This is a genomic window from Parasphingorhabdus sp. (genome assembly GCF_036964565.1).
Taxonomy (GTDB): domain Bacteria; phylum Pseudomonadota; class Alphaproteobacteria; order Sphingomonadales; family Sphingomonadaceae; genus Parasphingorhabdus.
The window spans coordinates 79,611-99,497 of sequence record NZ_JBALTN010000001.1 but is presented as its reverse complement, the minus strand read 5'-3'; the positions used below and the strand labels follow the sequence as shown (position 1 = coordinate 99,497).

The following is a 19,887-nucleotide window of genomic DNA, read 5'->3' as shown; positions in this document are numbered from 1 at the left end:
CATGCTCGTGCTCAGCGCCTGTGCCACCGTAAAAGGTGCCGGCCGTGACATAGAGTCCGTAGGCCAGGCTGGCCAGGACGCGATTGACTGATCATTTTCAGTATTGAGCCTGTCGCACCTATGGGCGAGTCTTGCTTCTCATCCTCCAGCGTTCGACAGGCTCACCCCTAGCAAAAGCCGCTTGGCAGCCTATCAAGCCTCTCGCCAGCCGCTCAGGAAGAAACGATCTCGCGCTTGCCGCGATCGGTGAACCACATGATCAGCAGCGAAACTTCGTAGAGCAGGACCAGCGGAATTCCCAGCATCAGCTGCGAGACCACGTCCGGCGGAGTCAGGATGGCGGCGACCGCAAATGCCCCGACGATCATGTAGCGCCGGATACCCTTCAGCTGCTCGCGGGTGACAATCCCCGCCCGGTTCAGAAGCAGCAGCAGGACGGGGAGCTGGAAGCACACCCCGAAGGCCAGGATGAACTGCATCACCAGGGACAGATAGTCGCCCATCGCCGGCAGCGCTTCCTGCTGCAGGCCGCCGACTGTGCCTTCGAATCCCAGAAAAAAGCGGAATGCGGTCGGCATGACGATGAAATAGGCCAGCGAGGCACCGGCCATGAACAGCACCGGCGTGGCGATCAGAAAAGGCAGGAACGCCTTTTTCTCGTTCGCGTACAGACCGGGCGCAACAAATGCCCACAGCTGGTTGGAAATGATCGGAAAGGCGAGGAAGAAAGCCGCGAACATGGCCACCTTGATCTCGACGAAAAAGGCTTCGTAAAGCTTGGTATAGATCAGCTTGCCCTCGCCGGCGGGGAAGGCATCGGTCAACGGCTGCACCAATATGCCGAAAATCTCGTCGGCGAAAAATATGCTGACCAGAAAAGCAACGGTGAGCGCCGCTACAGACCAGAGCAGGCGCTGGCGCAGCTCGATGAGATGCTCGATCAGCGGCGCCTTGCTTTCATCCATATCCGGCTTGCTCTGATCGTTCACGAACGGGTGTCGCCAGCAGGTGGCGGGACGGGGCGGTCGTCTCCGGAATCGACCGGTGCGCCAGGCGGTTCCGCGGGCGGACCGTCCAGCGGCTCCATCGCCGGTTCCTGCGCCGTGTTGTCATCGGGGAGAGCCGGGTGCTCGCGCATGATCCGCTCGTTCTCCGACGCCCATTTCTTTTCCATCTCCTGCAATTCCGCTTCGCGGACCATGGCATCAAGACCGGTGCGGAAATTGGCCATCAGGCCGCGGCCCTTGGCCATCCAGCGGCCAGCGGTTGCCAGCGCCCGCGGCAGTTCCTTGGGCCCGATGACGACAGTGGCGATGATCGCGATGATCGCGATCTCGGATATGGAAAGGTCAAACATATTCTATGCGGCCCTCAGTCCGCAGACCAGCCCGATCAACCCGCCGTCTTGTCGGCGGTCTTGCTTGTCTCGGCCGATGGGTCACCAGCCTTGCTGTCAATCTGCGGCGCAGGCTTGGCAGCATTGGCTTCTTCGTCGGTGATGCCTTGCTTGAATGAACGGATGCCCTTTCCGACATCGCCCATCATCTCGGAAATCCGGCCGCGCCCGAACAGAATCAGCACCAGTGCTGCTACGATTAAAATCTGCCAAATACTCGGTTGCATGCGATATTCTCCTTGTGCGCCCTATTTAGGCGCTTTCATTCCGGTTTTCCAGCAAAACACCGTCATCATCTGCAAACTCTTCCACAACCGGCTCCCCGGCCTCGCTGTCAGCCTCCGCTTCGGCTTCGAGTTCCAGCTGTTCGAGCGCCAGATCCACCGGATCCAGCAATCCCGCCGCTCTGAGGTCATCGATACCGGGAAGGTCCCTGCGGCTCTGCAACCCGAAATGAGTGAGGAAATCGGCGGTCGTGGCGTAGATCAGCGGACGCCCCGGCACTTCGCGGCGACCGGCGGGGCGCACCCATCCGGTTTCCATCAGCACGTCAAGCGTGCCCTTGGCGACCTGGACGCCCCGAATGGCCTCGATTTCCGCGCGGCTGACCGGCTCGTGATAGGCGATGATCGCCAGCGTTTCCATGCCGGCGCGGCTGAGCTTGCGCAGTTCGGCCCGTTCGCGGCGCAACAGATGCGACAGGTCCTGCGCCGTCTGGAAATGCCAGCGGTCCCCTGTTCTGGCCAGCACGATCCCGCGATGCTGGAAATCCTCCTGCAGCTCCGCCAGAATCCGGCGCAGATCGAGATCGTCGCCGACATAGGCGCGGATATCGGCAAGCGTCATCGGCTTTTCCGATGCAAAGAGCGTTGCCTCGACCGCGCGCTTGCCGATATCCATGCCTTCCGGCATCGGATTGATCAGGCTGGTGTCTTCGCTGTCATGTTCACCCATGAGTCGTTGCCTTTATTCTGAGCGGCGCAAAACTGCCTTCCTGCTGCAACTCGAGCCTGCCCTGCCGGGCCAGTTCCAGCGTCGCCAGAAAACTCGAGGCGAGCGCCGACTTGCGCAGTTCCGGAGGTGCGCCCGGCGGCAGGAAATGCCGGATATCGGTCCAGTCGATTGCTTCGCCGAGCATCCGCGACACCCGGGCGATTGCATCCTCCAGCGTCATCACCATACGCTGCCGAACGATGTGGATCGCCGGCGCGCTGCGCAACTTGACCCGCGCGTAGGCCGAGATCAGGTCATAATATTCTGCCTGCCACTGCCGGTCCTTCACCACCCGCAGGCCTTCCGGGGCACCACGCATGAACACGTCCCGGCCGATCCGGTCGCGGGCCAGCAGGCGCGCGCCCGATTCCCGCATCGCATTGAGCCGCTCGAGCCGCATCTGCAGCCGCAGCGCCAGTTCCTCGGGCGACGGTTCGATTTCCGGGTCCCGCGGCAGCAGCAGGCCGGATTTGAGGTAGGTCAGCCAGGCGGCCATCACCAGATAGTCTGCCGCCAGCTCCAGCCTCAGGGTCTGGGCACTGGCGATATATTTCAGATATTCCTGGACCAGTTCGAGTATCGAGATCTCGCGCAGGTCCACCTTCTGGTTGCGCGCCAGCGCCAGCAGCAGATCGAGCGGCCCTTCCCAGCCGTCGATATTCAGCGTCAGCGAGTCATCGTCCGCCACCGGTTCGGGGGGAAAGAAGAATCCCTCGTCCTGCGCGTCCCCGCTCATGCCGCAGCAGCGATCAGCCCGTCGCGCCGGGCCAGCAAGCCGTCGAGCTCATCCGCGGAACCCGCGCTGCGGCTTTCCGCAATCGTTGCCATCGCCTGGTCGAGCCGCTGCCTGGTCTTGTCGGACATCGGCGCCAGCCGTTCGACAATGCCGATCATGTCGTCCATCTTCGCCCAGCAGTTGAGCGCGATGTCGCAGCCCGCTGCCTGCGCCCGAGCCGCCCGCTCGGGCACGGTTCCCGACAGGGCTTCCATGTCGAGATCATCGGTGAACAGCAGGCCGTCGAAGCCGATCCGGTCGCGGATGATGTCCTGGACCACGGTTTTCGACAGCGTCGACGGGTTTTCGGCATCCCAGGCGGTGAACAGCAGATGCCCGGTCATGCCCATCGGCGCCTGGTTCAGCGTCTGGAATGGCGCCAGATCAAGCTGCAGTTCCTCGTCGCTGGCGGTCACCGTCGGCAGCGCCTTATGGGTGTCGACGCTGGTCCGGCCATGGCCGGGCAGATGCTTGACCACGCCGACCACGCCGCCGCGCTGCAAACCGTCGAGAATGGCGCGGCCGAGGGCGGCAACCCGCATCGGTTCGCTGCCCAGCGCGCGATCGCCGATCACATTGTCGGCATCCGGCTGACGCACATCCAGCAGTGGCAGGCAATCGACGGTGATGCCGACTTCGCGGAGGCTCACGGCAATCGCCTGCGCGTTGAGCCGCGCGGCCTCGATCGCGGTCGCCGGCGCGATGTCGTACAGCTTGTCGAATATTTCACCGGCGGGGAACTTGGGCCAGACCGGCTCCTGCATCCGCGCGACACGGCCGCCTTCCTGATCGATCAGGATCGCCAGATCGTCGCGGCCATGCACGGCGCGCAACGCGTCGGTCAGTGCCCTGAGCTGCGCCTTGCTCTCGATGTTGCGGCCGAAAATGATATAGCCCGCAGGGTCACAATCGCGGAAAAAGGATCTTTCAGCCGCGGTCAGGCTCGGGCCCGAGATTCCAAAAACCGCCGGTGTCATAGCCATGGCATACTCTTTTCACGCAACATGTCTCATACTTGCGCCATTTCGAAGCGGGGTAAAGGCGAAACCGCCCTTATCCACAGCGCTTCAACCGTCTATTGTGCGCGACTAGCGAACGACGAGGCAGCTTTCCCCGGCGGCCTTGAGGTTGTTGCAGATTTCCTGCGCGGCCTCCCTGCTCGGAGCCACGGCATTGAGCCGGTAAATCGTTCCACCCTCGATCGACCCGCGGAGAATCTTTTTCGGCAGCGCGCCAACCGATTCAAAGCGACGGGCATAGCCGGCCCAGCTGCTGTCGGCGAGGCTGGCCGAACTGAACGCGCCGAGCTGGATCAGCGTGGTTCCCGGCCCCTCTGCGGCAGGACCGGCGTCGGGCTTGCGGATCGGCGCTTCCTCGGCAGCCGGATTGCCAATCTGTGCGGGCATGTCCTGGCCTTCGCTGGCGGCAAAGCTGGCGTCGCCCTCGCCTTCAAACTGCCGGGCCTGCGGATCGTCGGGACGAACCTTGTAGTCGCCTTCCTGCGCGGCGATCAGTTCGCCGGTGCCGTCGAGGCCGCCGCCATCGCGGTTCTGCAGCCAGTAGATACCGCCAACAATCGCCGCCAGCAGCAACAAGCCCGCGCCCACGAACAGCGCCACCCGGATCGGCGAATATTCCTCGCCGTCATCATAATCTTCGGCGGATTCGAGCCATGGCAGGCGTTCTTCGTCGTCCAGATCAAGGCTGTCGCGGGTGGTATCTGACATTTTTTGCTCCGTTGGCCATCGGGCCGATCACATCGATTCTGCGGCCTCGACCCCCATCAGTGCGAGACCATTCTTGATAGTCTGCCCTATATTCTTGGCTAAGAAAAGCCTCGCCGATGTGGTGGCCGGGTCGTTAACCATTATGATCCGCTTCTCAGGCCGGTCGTTGCCCAGATTATAAAAGGCATGAAAAGCGGCCGCCAGGTCGTTCAGATAGAATGCGACTCGGTGCGGTTCGCGCGAAGCCGCCGCCGATTCGATGATTCGCGGGAATTGTGCGGCCAGCTTGACCAGATCCATCTCCTCTTCGCCAAGCTGCTCGAGATGCTCGGCAGAAGGCGTCACGCCTTCGTCCGCGGCTTTCCGCAGCGTCGACTGGATCCGGGCATGGGCATATTGCACGTAGAAGACCGGATTGTCGCGCGACGCTTCCATCACCTTGGCAAAGTCGAAGTCCATCTGCGCATCGGCCTTGCGGGTCAGCATGGTGAAGCGGACGGCGTCCTTGCCGACTTCCTCGACCATGTCGGCGATGGTGACGAAATTGCCCGAACGCTTGGACATTTTCTCCGGCTCGCCATTGCGCAGCAGCCGCACCATCTGCACCAGCTTCACGTCGAACTTGGTCTTGCCCTCGGTCAGCGCCGCGACCGCCGCCTTGATCCGCTTGACCGTGCCGCTGTGATCGGCACCCCAGATATCGATCAGCTCGTCGGCGCTCTGGGCCTTTTGGAAATGATAGGCGAGATCGCCGCCAAAATAGGTCCATCGCCCGTCCGATTTCTTGATCGGGCGGTCCTGGTCGTCGCCATATTGCGTGGAGCGGAACAAGGGCAGCTCGACCGCTTCCCAGTCCTCGATCACCTTCCCTTTCGGCTGTTCGAGCATGCCGTCATAGACCAGATCTCGGGCGCGCAACTCAGCCTCGGCAGCGTCCGCCTTGCCGGCTTCGTGCAGCTCGGCCTCGGATGAGAAGACATCGTGCCGGATGCCGAGCAACGCCAGGTCCGAGCGGATCATGTCCATCATTTTGGCAACAGCAGCCTTGCGGAAGGTCAGCAGCCATTCGGATTCCGGCGACTCCTTATATTTGTCGCCAAATTCGGCGGCCAGCGCCTCGCCGACCGGCTTCAGATAGTCGCCGGGATAGAGCCCCTCGGGAATCGTGCCGATGTCGTCGCCCAGGGCTTCCCGGTAACGCAGATGGGCGGAGCGGGCGAGCGTGTCGACCTGCGAGCCGGCATCGTTGACATAATATTCGCGGATCACCTTGTGTCCGACCGCCTCCAGCAGATCGGCCAGCGCATCGCCGACCACCGCGCCGCGGCAATGGCCCATATGCATCGGCCCGGTCGGGTTGGCGGAGACATATTCGATGTTGACGGTAACGCCCGCATACTTGTCGGATCGACCATAAGTGTCGCCAAGCCGGGCGATATCGAGCAGTTCGCCGAGCAATACCGGCGCAGCAACGCGGAGATTGATAAAGCCGGGCCCGGCAATCTCCACCGATTGAACGTCATCCAGCGCGTCCAGCTTTTCGCCAATTTTTTCCGCAAGGTCGCGCGGTTTCATGCCCGCGGCTTTCGACAGGACCATGGCCGCATTGGTGGACAGATCACCGTGCGACGGATCACGCGGTGGCTCCAGAGTCACATTCGAACGATCTATCCCGGCCGGCAGCGTGCCGGCTTCGGTCAGTTCGTCCAATATTGCATCGATGTGGTTCTGAAAGATATGGAACAGCATGGTTGGTTCAATTCGTCATAGGAAAAGGAGCCCGAGCGTTCAGGCAGAATTGCTTGTCATTTCCGGCCCGCTTATCGGGTGGCGTTATATTGCAACTGCGCCGGGGTGAGCTGAAAACCGACAAGCAGTTCGAAGGACGAACGCGCAACCGCTGCCTTGATCTCCGGATCGGCCAGTGGATCCAGCGCCGCGTCAGGGTCGCCGGGCTTGCGCTTGCGGGTCAGGCGATCAATCACGTCTTCCGGCAATCGCGCGGCCGAGGCGTCGACATAGGATCCCGCCTTGCCCGAAGCCGTGGCCCGATAGGCACCGTCGGCAAATTGCAGGGTCACGGTGCTGACCCGCTTCGCGACCACGGCGGTACCGCCCTGGATAACCGTCGAGAAATAGGTAATGGTGACGGTTCGGGCGCCGGTCGGACGGGTCCGCAATGCATAGACGTCAAAGGTGGCTTCGCTATAAATTCGCGCGCCTTCGCTATTGCAGGTCGAACGAAGATTGGTGATATTCGCGACGACGTCAATGGCGCTGGCATCGGTGCTGTTCTCCGGGCTGAACAGGGTTATGTCGCCGGTATGGCTGGGAACCGCAACGGCAGGACAGCCGGTACGGGTGACCGAAACGCCAACACCGGAACTGACATCAAGCGCACCATCCTTGGCACATCCGCTGACGGCCAGAACCGTGACCGCCGCCAATACCACTTTTTTCAACCGGCCATTCGCCATTATTTTTCATCCTTGCCTTTGATCACGGGCAACACACATAGGGTCCATGCGCACCAATAAAAATTTCGCAACCCTTATCTGTGCCTTTAAGGTGGTGCAACCGTCCATAAGATGAACAGACGGGCTTTTCGCCGGTGCACTTATTCCCTAAAGGATTACCCATGATTCATTCCAATAAGCAGAAACGGCAGATTGACTTGCTTGTGGCGGCTCCACGGGGCTTTTGTGCCGGTGTCGACCGGGCGATAAAAATCGTCGAGCTGGCGATAAAAAAATATGGCGCGCCGGTCTACGTCCGTCATGAAATCGTCCACAACCGCTACGTGGTCGATGAACTCAGGAAACTGGGCGCGATTTTTGTCGAAGAACTGGATGAGGTACCAGACGGCGTACCCGTCGTATTCTCCGCCCATGGCGTGCCCAAGGCGGTGCCGCACAAGGCCGAAGAGCGCGGCCTGGAATATCTGGATGCAACCTGCCCGCTGGTATCGAAGGTTCATCGCCAGGCCGAACGGCAGACCGAGGCGGGGCGGCACATCATCTTTGTAGGCCATGCCAATCATCCGGAAGTCATCGGCACCTTCGGCCAGGTCGAAGATGGCGAAATGACCCTGGTGGAGACACTGGCGGACGTGGAAGCGCTGCAACCGGCAGATCCGGACGCGCTGGCCTTTCTGACCCAGACCACGCTCTCGGTCGACGACACCCACGCGATCGTCGACGCGTTGCAGCGGCGCTTTCCCAATATCGTCGGCCCGAAGGGCGAGGATATCTGCTACGCCACCTCGAATCGTCAGGACGCGGTAAAGAAGATCGCCGACAAGTGCGAACTGGTTCTGGTCATCGGTGCTCCCAACAGCTCCAACAGCCTGCGGCTGGTCGAGGTCGCCGAGCGCGGCGGCGCGACCGCCAAACTGATCCAGCGCGCCAATGAAATCGATCTTGCATGGCTAGACGGCGTCAAAACGCTTGGCCTGACAGCGGGGGCTTCGGCGCCGGAGATATTGGTCCGCGAAGTCATGACCCTGCTCGAGGAACATTTCGAAATCCGCGAAGAGAAAGTCAGGACTGCAGAGGAAAACATGACTTTCAAGCTGCCGCGCGGTCTCGAAGCGGCCTGATGGCAGTTTATACCAAGGTCAGTGCAGAGGAAATCGACCGGTTCCTGAGCCGCTTCGAAGTCGGCACTCTGGTGTCCGCAAAGGGTATTGCAGAGGGTGTGGAAAACAGCAACTATCTGCTGGAAACCACGCAGGGCAGATATATTCTCACCCTCTATGAAAAGCGGGTCGACCCGCGCGACCTCCCGTTTTTCGTCGCTTTGCTCGATCATCTTTCGGCGCATGGCTGCCGCGTGCCGCCGATGATTGCCGACCGGCAGGGCGAGAAGATCCAGCAGCTGTGCGGCCGCAGCGCCTGCCTGATCACGTTCCTCCCGGGGGTCTCGGTGAGCCACCCGACCGAGGCACAGGCCCGGTCGGCCGGCCAGGCCCTGGGCGCGATGCATCAGGCGCTTCGGGATTTCAACCGGGAGCGACGCAATCTGCTTGACCATGACGGCTGGCGGACGCTGGCGGAACAATGTGGCCCGGAACAGCTCGACAACATCGCCCCGGGCTTGGCCAAGGCAATTGCCCGGGAGCTTGACCATCTGGACGAGCATTGGCCCAGCTACCTGCCGAGATCCGTCATCCACGCCGACCTGTTTCCCGACAATGTCCTGATGCTGGGTGACCAGGTGACCGGACTGATAGACTTTTATTTTTCCTGTACGGACGTCCGCGCCTATGATCTGGCCGTGACCCACACGGCCTGGTGTTTCTCGGATGATGGCACCGATTTCCGGGATCCGGTCTCGACGGCCCTGATCGACGGCTATGAAACGGCTTTCGCTCTCGACCATGCCGAACGTGAGGCGCTCCCCACATTGGCGCGCGGCGCTGCCCTGCGCTTCCTGCTCACCCGGGCCTATGACTGGATCAACACGCCAGCGGACGCCATGGTCACGCGCAAGGATCCGCAGGCTTTCCTCCACCGACTGCAATATTATCAGTCCCATCCGGAAGTTTTTTCGTCATGATCGATAGCCGGGTTGTGGAAATTGCGACCGACGGCGCGTGCAAGGGCAACCCGGGTCCGGGCGGCTGGGGCGCGCTGATCCGGCTTGGTGACAAGGAAAAGGAAATTTCGGGCGGGGAACCCGACACCACCAACAACCGGATGGAACTGCGGGCGGCGATCGAGGCGCTCAACGCGCTGACACGCCCCTGCAAGGTCAAGCTTTCGATCGACAGCAAATATGTCAGGGACGGCATTACCAAATGGATATTCGGCTGGCAGAAAAATGGCTGGCGAACGGCCGCCAGAAAACCGGTGAAGAACGCCGACCTCTGGCAGGATTTGTTAAAGGCGGTCGAGCCGCACCAGATTGAATGGCACTGGGTCAAGGGCCATGACGGCGATGCCGACAATGAGCGCGCCGACCAGCTGGCGAGCGACGCTGCCCTTGAGGTGGCCCGCAGTCGTTACTAGCTGTTGTCTTCAATCTCGGCGGCAGGGCCGTTTTTCTGAATGGAGCTGATGGCGTTCTTGGCACTGGCCTTGCTGGAATAGCCTTCGGTCGAGAATATCACCTCGTTGTTATACTTGAAGCGAGCCCGAAATTCGCCTTTCTTGTCTTTCCAGATTTCGAATTTATGCGCCATCGTCTGTCTCCCCTGCTGATCTGTGACGAATGATAGCTGTTCCGCGCCTCTGTGCAACAGGCCAAAGGTAAAACTATGTTTCCGCGGCAAAGCGCGACGCCGCATAGAGGCTGGCATCGATCATCTGCAGGCTGTCGTCCCGGGGCTCCCCAAGCAACAGCGATCGCGCGAGTTTCGATGTCGCGGGAGCGGTTTGAATACCGAAACCGCCCTGCCCGGCGAACCAGAAATAATCTTCGGTCACCGAATCGAAACCGATCACGGGCAGCCGGTCCGGCGCAAAGCTGCGCAGGCCTGCCCATTTCCGGACGACCCGCTTGACGCGGACGTCCAGCACCTTTTCGAAGCGGTCAATGGCAACGGCCACGCTCAGTTCGTCAGGGGCAACGTCCCCCGGTTCGGCCGGGATTTCATCATGCGGACTGAGCCAGTAGGTACCGCCCGCTTCCGGCTTGAAATAGAAACTGCCGTCAAGTCCGACAACCAGCGGCATGTCCTGGGTGGACGGCGGATCGGTCTCGATCTGGACCATGGTCCGGATCAGCGGCTGGATACCGACCGGCTCGACCCCGGCCATACGCGCCACGTTGTCCGCCCAGGCTCCGGCTGCGTTGACCAGTTGGCCGGCCCGGTGGGCCTCTCCGCCGGCCACCAGCTCCCAGCCCCCATCGACCTTGCGAATTTGGCTGACCGGCGCGCGGCAGAGCAGTGCAACCCCCTTGCGCCGGGCATCTTTCAGATAGGCGGCGTGCAGCGCCGCGACATCGATATCGCAGCAGTCCGGTTCGTAGACCACCTGCGTCCATTGCGTCTTCAGGCCGGGCATGAGCGACGCCGCCTGGGCCCAGGACCAGCGCGCCAGGTCAAGTTCGTTGTCCGCGAAATCCGTCAGGAACTGGTCCGCCAGATGTGTCTGGTCGGCGCGCGCGATATTCACCGCACCGCGCGGCCGAAGAAAGCCGGTCGACGAAAACCGCGCTGGCGGATTTTCCAGAAATGCACGCGAGGCCGATGTCAGCGGCTGGACCAGCGGCCCGCCGTAGCTTTCGGTCCAGAAGGCCGCAGAGCGACCCGTCGCATGATAGCCGGGGTGATCCTCGGCTTCCAGCAGCAACACCGACCTCTCACCCCCGATCTCGGAGGCGACGCTGGCTCCGGCCATGCCGGCGCCGATTATGGCGACATCATAGTGGTTCATTGCTGCGGCGCCACCCTGTCGAGAAAGGCGAAGCAGCTGGCGAGCGCTTCCTCGCGCACGACGTCAACCTCGCGCAATATTTCGTGGGCACATTCCGGGCCGAACAATTTCATTTCCGCCCTCGGCAGCAGATGCACCGCGCGCTCGATCGTGGCATGGTCGACCAGCTCGTCGGTCGCGGTGGCCAGCACCAGCAGCGGGACATCGACCCGCATCAGCCGCTGCCGGTTGCGCAGGCGCCTGGTCGAGGCATAGGCCCGTTCGACCCAGCGCCAGCTGGCCGGACCAAGGCGCACAAACGGTCGTTCGCGAAACCAGAAAAACTCATCCGAGTAGCGCTCGGCGTCATGGGTCAGCAGGGGCTGCCGGGGAACATAGGGCTCCAGGGGATTGGCATTGGGCTTCCACGCGCGCCGTTCGGAGCGGCCGACCAGGCACATGATCCGGGCGACAAGCTGCGCCGTCCATTCCGGCATGCCGCCACCGGCCGGAGCAAGCATCGGCGCGATCAATATCGCGGCATCCGGATGGATGCGCTGTTCGGCCAGGGCGCGCAATACGAGATGCCCGCCCATGCTGTGCCCAACCAGCACATGCGGTCCGGGATGATCCGCGTGCCAATCTTGGAAAAGGGCCACCAGATCGTCCACCCAAGTCGAGAAATCGTCAATATGGCCGACATGGGGATGGGGACCGCAACGACCCGATCCGCCCTGTCCCCGCCAGTCGACCGACGTGACATTCCATCCGCGGGCATGGAAATCGTGAAAGCTCTCCAGATATTTTTCATAGAAATCCGCTCGACCCGTCGTGAACAGGACCGAACCGCGCGGCGCGTCGTGCCGCCAATCCAGCCGTCGGAATGCCCAGCCGTCCGGGCCGGGCCAAATATCCTCTGTCACATCTTTCGGAATGGAACGGCGATCGAAGCGCGAATGGGTCGGGTCTGTCATATCACGCTTTATCGTTGTCGCAGGATCGGAAGACAAAAATCGCTCCGGGAATCGTGGTTACTATTTGGTAAGGCAAACGCACTAGACAGCCTGCCCATGGATAGCGAACTCCTCATCTACGTGCTCTTGGGCGGATTGGCAATTGCACTGATCGTCGCCGCGGTCACCGACATCCGCAGCCGTCATATCTCGAACGGGCTCAATCTGGCCATTGCGCTGGGCGCGCCCCTGTTCTGGATTGCCAGCGGCATCGCATTCTGGCCCGACATGGTCGGGCGAATCGGTTTGGCTGCCGTGATATTTACCATCTTTGCCGGAATGTTCGCCATCGGCGCCATGGGCGGCGGCGACGTCAAACTGCTGACAGCTCTGGCTTTGTGGGTGCCGTGGCTGGCTTTCCTCGAGCTGCTGGTGATCATGTCGATCGCTGGCGGGCTGCTGACGCTGTTAATGATGATCGGCAAGCAAATCCGAAAGACCGCTGCGCCAATAAAGGTTCCTTATGGTGTCGCCATCGCCTTTTCGGGGCTTTGGGCGATCTGGGGCATTACGGGGCAAAGTTCACAAACGATATTTTAACCATTTTCCTCGAAAGAGACGAAGACCGCCGATGGAACCAAATGGGCGGGGGCATTCAGGAGGCGTGAGACGTCATGGACAAGAAGAAAATCATTCTGCTGGTGGGGGCGTTGATCGTTGCAGCGGTCACGGCACTGCTCGCGAAAAACATGTTTGATGGTGCCTCCGCGCCGCAAGTGGCCGCCAAAAAGGCCGAAGTGGTCGGCGAGGAAGTCCTCGTCGCCGCCCGCGCGCTCCCCGTCGGAACGATTATCACGCCCGACAGCTTCCGGTTCCAGCCCTGGCCCAAGGACCTGATCGAGGATGCCTATTTCATGAAAGAAAGCACCGACATCGAAGCCCTGGCCGGCACCGTGGTCCGCAATCCAATCACCGCTGGTCAACCGCTCACCAAGGGCTCCCTGGTAGCCCCGGGCGACCGCGGCTTCCTTGCTGCAGCGCTCGGCCCCGGCATGCGCGCCGTTACCATCCCCGTCTCGGGCCTGACCGGCGTTGCCGGCTTTGTCTTTCCAGGCGACCGCGTCGACCTGATGCTGACCCAGTCGGTGCAGGGCGAAGGCCCCGAACTGAAGGTTTCCGAGACCGTGATCCGCAACCTGCGGGTGCTCGCCACCGACAACCGCGTCACCGCAACCAAGAATGAAGAGGGGCAGCAGGTTCCGCGGACGGCAAAACTCGTCACGCTTGAAGCCACACCCAAGATTGCCGAGCAGATTTCCGTTGCCCAGACGCTTGGCACATTGAGCCTGTCGCTCCGTTCGCTGGCCGATAGCGCCGCCGAGCTGGAAGAAGCGATCGCTTCGGGTGCGATCAAGCTGCCCAAGACCGACGATCCGGTGGTCGAAGCCGACATGATCCGTTCGCTGGCAGCGCGCCCCACCAGCACAAAATCAACCTTCTCGACCGGTGGGGACGTATCGCGCTTCGAAACGCGCTCGCCGCCGCCGCTCGCCGAAAAGGAAAAGCCCAGAGGCCCGGTCGTTCGCGTCGCACGCGGCAACGCGGTCAATGAAATCGAGTTTGGAGACAAGTAATGGCCGTAGAATATGCACAGCATAGCCGTTCGGTGAAGAAAGCGATGAGCGCTGCCGTCGTTGCCGCCCTTGCCCTGGCTCTCGCCGCCAATGGCAGCACCGCTTCCAACGCTCAGGCGGTCAATATTTCACAGCCCGATTCGCGCATTTCCGTGGCCGTCGGTCGCGGCAAGCTGATCACCCTGCCTTCGCCGATCGAAGATATCTTCATCGCCGAGAATAATATTGCTGACGTCCAGGTCCGGTCACCGCGCCAGATCTACATCTTCGGCAAGAAAGGTGGCCAGACCAGCTTCTATGCCACCAGCGCGAGCGGCAAGGTCGTCTATTCGGCGGAAGTTTCGGTTGGTGCCGAGATTTCCTCGATTGACCAGATGCTGAGCCTGGCCATGCCAGAAGCCAATATTGCGGTGAGCACCACCAACAATTTTGTCCTGCTGACCGGCACCATCGCCGATCCCGATGATGCGGAAGAAGCGGAAAATCTGGTGCAAGCCTTTGTCGGCGATGCCACAAAGGTGGTTAGCCGTCTGAAGACCGCCACCCCGATGCAGGTCAATCTGAAGGTCCGCTTTGCAGAGGTCAGCCGTACGCTCGCCAAGGAAATCAACGGCAACCTGCTGACCCGCGATACAACCGGCGGGTTCCAGTTCGGCGTTTCGCGCGGCCGTAACTTCGGTTCGATCGGCAATTTCAACACGTCCGGCTTTCCCAATCTGGATGCCTCGCAGCTGTTTGGCCTGCCCGCCGGCTCGATCTCGCTGCCCTTCAATCCGACGACGGGACAGTTCGTGACCCCGGGCGGAACCGCGTTCAATTATAATCAGGGCGCTTCCGGGCTCAACACCATCCAGGCAGCTGGGCGGCTGTTTGGCATAGACATCGCCACCGCCTTGGATGTGTCGGAGCGGGTCGGACTGGTCAGCACGCTGGCGTCGCCCAATCTGACGACGATTTCGGGCGAAACCGCGACCTTCCTGGCGGGCGGCGAATTCCCGATCCCGATCTCGACCGGTCTCGGCGAAGTATCCGTGCAGTATAAAAATTACGGTGTCAGCCTCTCCTACACGCCCACCGTATTGTCCAACGGACGCATTTCCATCCGCGTAGCACCCGAAGTCTCAGAGATCACGTCGAACGGCGCGGTCGTTCTGGAAGGCTTCAGCATTCCGGCTGTATCGACCCGGCGGGCCGAAACGACCGTAGAGCTGGGCTCGGGGGAAAGCTTCATGATCGCGGGGCTGATGCAGAACAGCTATAACTCGGCGATCGACAAGACGCCGGGCCTGGCCGACGTGCCCATCCTCGGAACGCTGTTCAAGTCCGATGGCTATCGCCGCAATGAAACCGAACTGATGATCGTGGTCACGCCGTATCTCGTCAAGCCGGTGAGCGACAGCGAGATCGTCCTGCCAACCGACGGCTTCAAGGCCGCCAACGACGCAGAACGCTTCCTGATGAATCGCAACCACTCCGGTACCGGGGACGATCGACCCAAGCCGAGCCTGGCTCCGGCGGTTCCCGAAGATCAGAGTTTCGGCAGCCTGGAAAACGCGGCTCCGGCCAAATCGGCAAAAAATTCCAAGAAATCCGGAAGCGCCGCTCCCGGTTTCAGTTTCGACAAATAGACCGGATCAGGAGAAGAGATCATGCGCATCATTTCAATGGCACTTATCACCGCTCTCGGACTTTCGGTCACGGCATGCGGCAGCACCACAGCCAATCGCAGCGTCTACAGCGAACGCCAGCCGGTCGTGACAAAATCCAACTTCGTGCTGGACCTGAGCGCTGGCAACGGCGGCCTTTCGTCATCCGAGCAAAGCCGCCTGTCCGGCTGGTTCGACGCGCTTGAGCTTGGCTATGGCGATCGCGTCTCGATCGACGATCCCGGCTATTCCGCGAGCGCTGCCGCCAAGGCAGCGGTGGAAAATATCGTGGCCAGCTATGGCTTGCTGATCAGCGAGACCGCACCGGTAACCGAAGGCAATATTGCCCCCGGCCTGATGCGGGTGGTCGTGACACGGTCCTCCGCTTCCGTTCCCGGATGCCCCGATTTCAGCCATCGCAGCCACACGGATTTTCAGGCCCGGACTAGCGCCAACTACGGATGCGGGACGAACAGCACGCTGGCCGCCATGATTGCCGATCCGGAAGATCTGGTGCGCGGCCAGAATGCCGATGGTGAAGACCAGATGCAGGCGTCCAAGGCCATTCGTGCCTATCGTGACAAGAAAGTTGGAGGACAATAATGAACGCTCCCTGGAAAGCCGGTTCGGTCGGCGGTAGAGATCCGTTTGCCGCCTTTGTCTGCGATGACGACACGCTGGAGATGCTTCGGCCGGTTGCGGAAGAAATGGGTTGGTCCACGGACAAGTGCAACAAGGGCGGCCTGCGCAACGCGGTCCAGACCCTTTCGGTCTCTGCCAGCCCCAATATTCTGCTGGTTGACCTGTCGGAATCGGGGGATCCGCTCAACGACATCAACTCCCTCGCAGAGGTGTGCGAACCCGGCACCGTCGTGGTGGCCATGGGTCAGGTCAACGACGTGCGCCTTTATCGCGACCTCATCGTCAGCGGCCTGCAGGACTATCTGCTGAAGCCGTTCAGCCCGGACCAGTTGCGCGATGTCCTGTCTCAGGCCCAGGCGGTTCTCAACGCGCCGAAGAGCGACGATTCCCACGCTGAAAAGCCGCATATCTCGACTGCCGTCATCGGAACCCGCGGCGGCGTCGGCGCATCCACCCTTGCGACCTCGGTGGCCTGGCTGCTCAGCCATGATCGCGAGCGCATGACCGCGCTGCTGGATCTCGACGTGCATTTTGGTACCGGCGCGCTGTCGCTCGACCTTGAGCCCGGTCGCGGTCTTACCGACGCGATCGACAATCCCAGCCGGATCGACGGCCTGTTCATCGAGCGCGCCATGATCAAGGCCAATGAAAAGCTGTCGCTGCTGTCAGCGGAAGCGCCGATCAATTCGCCGATCATGACCGACGGCACCGCCTTTTTCCAGCTACAGGAGGAGTTTCGCGCCTCGTTCGACTGTACCGTAATCGACCTGCCCCGCGACATGCTGATCAACTATCCGCATCTTCTCGGCGACGTCAATGCGACGGTGATCGTAACCGAACTCACGCTGGCATCGGCACGCGATTGCATCCGCCTGTTGTCCTGGCTGAAATCCCACGCCGCACAGAGCAAGGTGTTTGTCGTCGCCAACAAGGTTCAGTCTGCCAATCTGGAAATTGGCCGCCAGGATTTCGAAAGCTCGATCGAGCGCAAGATCGACATCATGATTCCGTTTGACGGCAAGGCCGCGTCGCAGGCTGCCAAGTTGGGCCAGGCCATGGTCGAAGCGGGCAAGTCGAGCAAGGCCTCGGCCAAGATCATCGAACTGTCCGATCTCGTGCTCGGGTCCGTTGGCGGGGAAGAATTTTCCGGCAAAGATGGCGACAAGAAATCGCTCAAGGACAAATTTGGCGATTTCAGATCATTGCTGCCGTCCAGGAAAGCCAGCGAGGACAGTCCTAAAGCCTGAAGCTATCACTGATATTCTTCAGCTTTAAAGGAAACACACTATGGGCACGATGGAAATTACAATATTGGGGACGGGCGCTCTGGCGGCCTTGCTGATGCTTGTCTTTGCATTTTCCGGCCCGTCGCAGTCCAAGTCCATGGCCCGGCAGCTGACCAAGCTCAAATATCGCCATTCCGACAGCGCCAACGTCCGTGTCGAAGCGCAGATGAAGAAGGCGCTGTCCGCGCGGCGCAAGACAACGCGTCCGATGGGCGAAAACCTGACGAAGCTGGAAATTCTCGCCATTCGCATGGAAAAAACCGGCAAGCGCTGGCCCCTTGCCTATTTCTTCTATGCCGCCGGCGGACTTTTCACCATTATCTCCGGCTTGCTGTTGCTGCAGGGCGCACCGATATTGCTGTGCCTGTTTGTCGGTCTGCTGGTCGGGGCCGGGCTGCCGCATTTCGTGGTCGGCTTCCTGATCAACCGGCGCGTGGCCAAATTTACCGCCTCATTCCCCGATGCCATCGAACTGCTGGTTCGCGGGTTGCGTTCGGGCTTGCCCGTCACCGAAACCATCGGCGTCGTCGCCAAGGAAATTGGCGGGCCGGTCGGGGAGGAATTTCAGAAGGTTGTCGATCGGATCAAGATCGGCCAGACCATGGAGGATGCGCTGCAGGAAAGCGCGAAACGCATGGAAACACCGGAATTCAAGTTCTTCTGCATCACCCTGGCGATCCAGCGCGAAACCGGCGGCAACCTCGCGGAGACGCTGTCCAACCTTGCCGACGTGCTGCGCAAGCGCGGACAGATGAAGCTCAAGATAAAGGCGATGTCGTCGGAATCCAAGGCGTCCGCCTATATCGTGGGGTCGCTGCCGTTCATCGTGTTCGGCCTGGTCTACAGCGTGAACCCGACATATCTGGCCGGATTTTTCTATGAGGAAAGGCTGATCATCGCCGGGATGGGCGGACTGTGCTGGATGAGCATCGGCGTGTTCATCATGGCCAAGATGGTCAACTTCGAGATTTAAGGATGAAGGTACGAGCCAAATGACAACCGCAGGCGGACCAACATTGATGGGCGTGGACGTCCTCTGGGTGGCAACCATATTGGCGGCCGTGGCGGCCACCGCCGTGTTTTTTGCCATCTATGCTGCGGTCACTGTGCGGGATCCGATGGCGAAGCGGGTCAAGGCTCTCAATCAGCGTCGCGAACAGCTGAAAGCCGGCATCATGGCTTCGACCACCAAGAAGCGCGCCAAGCTGGTCCAGCAGAATGATACCACCGACCGGATGCGCAACGTGCTGTCGTCGCTGCAGGTGCTGCAGGATACGCAGGTAAAGGAAGCCCAGCAGAAGCTGGCGCAGGCCGGCATTCGGTCAAAGGACCTGGCCTTCCTCATCATTTTCAGCCGACTGGTCCTGCCGATCGTGCTGGGTGGCGGAGCGGCGCTGGCCATTTATGGCTTCAACTATCTGGGAGACTGGTCCGACCTCAAGCGGTTCGGTGCCTTTGCCGCCTCGGCGATCCTGGGCTACAAAGGGGCGGATATTTACGTCAACAACCTGATTTCCAAGCGGACCGATCTGATCCGCAAGGGTTTGCCCGACGCCATCGACCTTCTGGTCATCTGCGCCGAAGCGGGTCTGACCGTCGATACGGCCTTTGCCCGCGTGTCGAAGGAACTGGGCAGCGCCTATCCGGAACTGGCCGATGAATTTTCGCTCACCTCGATCGAACTCGGCTTTCTGACCGAGCGGCGTCAGGCGTTCGAGAATCTCGCCTACCGGGTGGCGCTGGACCATGTGAAAGGCGTGGTGACGACAATGATCCAGACCGAAAAATATGGTACGCCGCTGGCATCCTCGCTGCGGGTTCTGTCGGCGGAATTCCGCAACGACCGGATGATGCGCGCAGAGGAAAAGGCAGCGCGCCTGCCAGCGATCATGACGATACCGCTCATTCTGTTCATCCTGCCGACCCTGTTCATCGTGATCCTCGGCCCTGCGGCCTGCTCGATCTCCGATGCGATGATGTAACGGGACAGGCGACCGCAATTGGCAGAGCGGCCTCCCGTGCCGCTCTGTTTCAGCTTCTGGCGATGGTGTCGGCCGATTTCTTGACCTTTGCCAGCATTGCGGCCAGCACGTCTTTCTCTTCTTCGCTGAGCACCGCCATGATTTTCCGGTCCATTGCCTGAGCGGCCGGCAAGATCTGACCGTACAGATCGCGCCCCGTGTCACTCAGCAACAGATGATGAGAGCGGCCATCGGCGCTGTTGGGGCTGCGGTCGAGCAGCGCCCGCTCAACAAGATTCTTGACCGCGCGATTGACCGTCACCTTGTCCATCAAGGTCGCCTCGACGAGATGCCTCTGCGTGGAGGCCCCGCGTGTGCCCAGCACCGCCATCACCCGCCACTCCGGAATCTTCAGGCCGAAGCGACTTTTATACTCGCTCGCGATCAGATCGCTGACGGCATTGGATGCCGTGGACAACTGGTAGGGCAGGAAATCGTCAAGGAGAAATGTCATA

The 19,887-nt window shown here is 61.0% G+C and carries 24 protein-coding genes; 11 read left to right on the top strand and 13 right to left on the bottom strand.

Features of this window, described 5'->3' with window-relative positions:
• The first annotated feature begins 1 nt into the window (after position 1).
• A complete protein-coding gene (locus tag V7650_RS00450) occupies positions 2 to 91 on the top strand; it encodes an entericidin A/B family lipoprotein (protein WP_442955243.1) in 90 nt (29 codons plus the stop codon).
• 121 nt (positions 92 to 212) lie between these two features.
• Here V7650_RS00450 and tatC read toward each other — a convergent pair whose 3' ends face one another.
• The 9 genes from tatC to V7650_RS00405 all read right to left on the bottom strand — a co-directional run bounded on the left by tatC (position 213) and on the right by V7650_RS00405 (position 7,368).
• Complete coding sequence (gene tatC / locus V7650_RS00445; RefSeq protein WP_335654556.1) at positions 213 to 965, bottom strand: twin-arginine translocase subunit TatC; 753 nt, start codon at positions 963 to 965, stop codon at positions 213 to 215.
• A gap of 20 nt (positions 966 to 985) precedes the next feature.
• Positions 986 to 1,357 (bottom strand): twin-arginine translocase subunit TatB, encoded by a 372-nt coding sequence (locus V7650_RS00440; RefSeq protein ID WP_335654270.1) that lies wholly within the window; start codon positions 1,355 to 1,357, stop codon positions 986 to 988.
• A 35-nt stretch (positions 1,358 to 1,392) separates the two neighbouring features.
• Positions 1,393 to 1,623 carry a twin-arginine translocase TatA/TatE family subunit gene (locus V7650_RS00435; protein WP_335654269.1) on the bottom strand — a complete coding sequence of 77 codons (231 nt, stop codon included), beginning with the start codon at positions 1,621 to 1,623 and terminating at the stop codon, positions 1,393 to 1,395.
• Positions 1,624 to 1,648: 25 nt separating this feature from the next.
• A complete protein-coding gene (gene scpB, locus V7650_RS00430) occupies positions 1,649 to 2,308 on the bottom strand; it encodes an SMC-Scp complex subunit ScpB (protein WP_442955242.1) in 660 nt (219 codons plus the stop codon).
• 34 nt (positions 2,309 to 2,342) lie between these two features.
• Positions 2,343 to 3,125, bottom strand: coding sequence for a segregation and condensation protein A (locus V7650_RS00425; RefSeq protein ID WP_335654268.1), 783 nt, complete (start codon positions 3,123 to 3,125; stop codon positions 2,343 to 2,345).
• Entirely contained in the window at positions 3,122 to 4,141 is a 1,020-nt protein-coding gene (nagZ, locus tag V7650_RS00420; protein WP_335654554.1) for a beta-N-acetylhexosaminidase, read from the bottom strand. The genes V7650_RS00425 and nagZ overlap by 4 nt, the downstream gene beginning before the upstream one ends.
• Before the next feature lie 111 nt (positions 4,142 to 4,252).
• Entirely contained in the window at positions 4,253 to 4,891 is a 639-nt protein-coding gene (locus V7650_RS00415) for an SPOR domain-containing protein (RefSeq protein ID WP_335654267.1), read from the bottom strand.
• A 27-nt stretch (positions 4,892 to 4,918) separates the two neighbouring features.
• Entirely contained in the window at positions 4,919 to 6,640 is a 1,722-nt protein-coding gene (gene argS / locus V7650_RS00410; RefSeq protein ID WP_335654266.1) for an arginine--tRNA ligase, read from the bottom strand.
• A 71-nt stretch (positions 6,641 to 6,711) separates the two neighbouring features.
• Positions 6,712 to 7,368: a hypothetical protein gene (locus V7650_RS00405; RefSeq protein ID WP_335654265.1), complete on the bottom strand. Its 657-nt coding sequence runs from the start codon at positions 7,366 to 7,368 to the stop codon at positions 6,712 to 6,714.
• Positions 7,369 to 7,529: 161 nt separating this feature from the next.
• Here V7650_RS00405 and ispH point away from each other — a divergent pair, with 161 nt between their 5' ends.
• The 3 genes from ispH to rnhA are packed head-to-tail and all read left to right on the top strand — an operon-like array spanning position 7,530 to position 9,900.
• Positions 7,530 to 8,489 (top strand): 4-hydroxy-3-methylbut-2-enyl diphosphate reductase, encoded by a 960-nt coding sequence (gene ispH, locus V7650_RS00400; RefSeq protein WP_335654264.1) that lies wholly within the window; start codon positions 7,530 to 7,532, stop codon positions 8,487 to 8,489.
• Complete coding sequence (gene thrB / locus V7650_RS00395; protein WP_335654263.1) at positions 8,489 to 9,448, top strand: homoserine kinase; 960 nt, start codon at positions 8,489 to 8,491, stop codon at positions 9,446 to 9,448. The genes ispH and thrB overlap by 1 nt, the downstream gene beginning before the upstream one ends.
• Positions 9,445 to 9,900, top strand: coding sequence for a ribonuclease HI (rnhA, locus tag V7650_RS00390; protein ID WP_335654262.1), 456 nt, complete (start codon positions 9,445 to 9,447; stop codon positions 9,898 to 9,900). Before thrB ends, rnhA begins: the two co-directional genes overlap by 4 nt.
• Here the strand turns inward: rnhA and V7650_RS00385 are convergent.
• The 3 genes from V7650_RS00385 to V7650_RS00375 all read right to left on the bottom strand — a co-directional run bounded on the left by V7650_RS00385 (position 9,897) and on the right by V7650_RS00375 (position 12,224).
• Complete coding sequence (locus tag V7650_RS00385) at positions 9,897 to 10,073, bottom strand: YegP family protein (protein WP_335654261.1); 177 nt, start codon at positions 10,071 to 10,073, stop codon at positions 9,897 to 9,899. The genes rnhA and V7650_RS00385 overlap by 4 nt on opposite strands.
• A gap of 73 nt (positions 10,074 to 10,146) precedes the next feature.
• Entirely contained in the window at positions 10,147 to 11,271 is a 1,125-nt protein-coding gene (locus tag V7650_RS00380) for an NAD(P)/FAD-dependent oxidoreductase (RefSeq protein WP_335654260.1), read from the bottom strand.
• On the bottom strand, positions 11,268 to 12,224 hold the full coding sequence (locus tag V7650_RS00375; protein ID WP_335654259.1) for an alpha/beta hydrolase: 957 nt from the start codon (positions 12,222 to 12,224) through the stop codon (positions 11,268 to 11,270). The genes V7650_RS00380 and V7650_RS00375 overlap by 4 nt, the downstream gene beginning before the upstream one ends.
• Here V7650_RS00375 and V7650_RS00370 point away from each other — a divergent pair.
• The 7 genes from V7650_RS00370 (at position 12,207) to V7650_RS00340 (ending at position 19,393) form a co-directional block, all read left to right on the top strand.
• Positions 12,207 to 12,803, top strand: a complete 597-nt coding sequence (locus tag V7650_RS00370) for an A24 family peptidase (RefSeq protein WP_335654258.1) — start codon at positions 12,207 to 12,209, stop codon at positions 12,801 to 12,803. The genes V7650_RS00375 and V7650_RS00370 overlap by 18 nt on opposite strands.
• A 74-nt stretch (positions 12,804 to 12,877) precedes the next feature.
• Positions 12,878 to 13,837: a Flp pilus assembly protein CpaB gene (cpaB, locus tag V7650_RS00365; protein ID WP_335654257.1), complete on the top strand. Its 960-nt coding sequence runs from the start codon at positions 12,878 to 12,880 to the stop codon at positions 13,835 to 13,837.
• Entirely contained in the window at positions 13,837 to 15,465 is a 1,629-nt protein-coding gene (locus V7650_RS00360; protein ID WP_335654256.1) for a type II and III secretion system protein family protein, read from the top strand. Before cpaB ends, V7650_RS00360 begins: the two co-directional genes overlap by 1 nt.
• 21 nt (positions 15,466 to 15,486) lie before the next feature.
• Positions 15,487 to 16,086, top strand: coding sequence for a CpaD family pilus assembly protein (locus V7650_RS00355; protein WP_335654255.1), 600 nt, complete (start codon positions 15,487 to 15,489; stop codon positions 16,084 to 16,086).
• A complete protein-coding gene (locus tag V7650_RS00350; RefSeq protein WP_335654254.1) occupies positions 16,086 to 17,372 on the top strand; it encodes an AAA family ATPase in 1,287 nt (428 codons plus the stop codon). The genes V7650_RS00355 and V7650_RS00350 overlap by 1 nt, the downstream gene beginning before the upstream one ends.
• Before the next feature lie 40 nt (positions 17,373 to 17,412).
• Entirely contained in the window at positions 17,413 to 18,384 is a 972-nt protein-coding gene (locus V7650_RS00345) for a type II secretion system F family protein (protein ID WP_335654253.1), read from the top strand.
• A 19-nt stretch (positions 18,385 to 18,403) separates the two neighbouring features.
• Positions 18,404 to 19,393: a type II secretion system F family protein gene (locus V7650_RS00340; protein ID WP_335654252.1), complete on the top strand. Its 990-nt coding sequence runs from the start codon at positions 18,404 to 18,406 to the stop codon at positions 19,391 to 19,393.
• A 49-nt stretch (positions 19,394 to 19,442) separates the two neighbouring features.
• On the opposite strand, the gene V7650_RS00335 is transcribed toward V7650_RS00340, so the two are convergent.
• Positions 19,443 to 19,886, bottom strand: a complete 444-nt coding sequence (locus V7650_RS00335) for a MarR family winged helix-turn-helix transcriptional regulator (RefSeq protein ID WP_335654251.1) — start codon at positions 19,884 to 19,886, stop codon at positions 19,443 to 19,445.
• Between the last annotated feature and the right edge of the window lies 1 nt (position 19,887).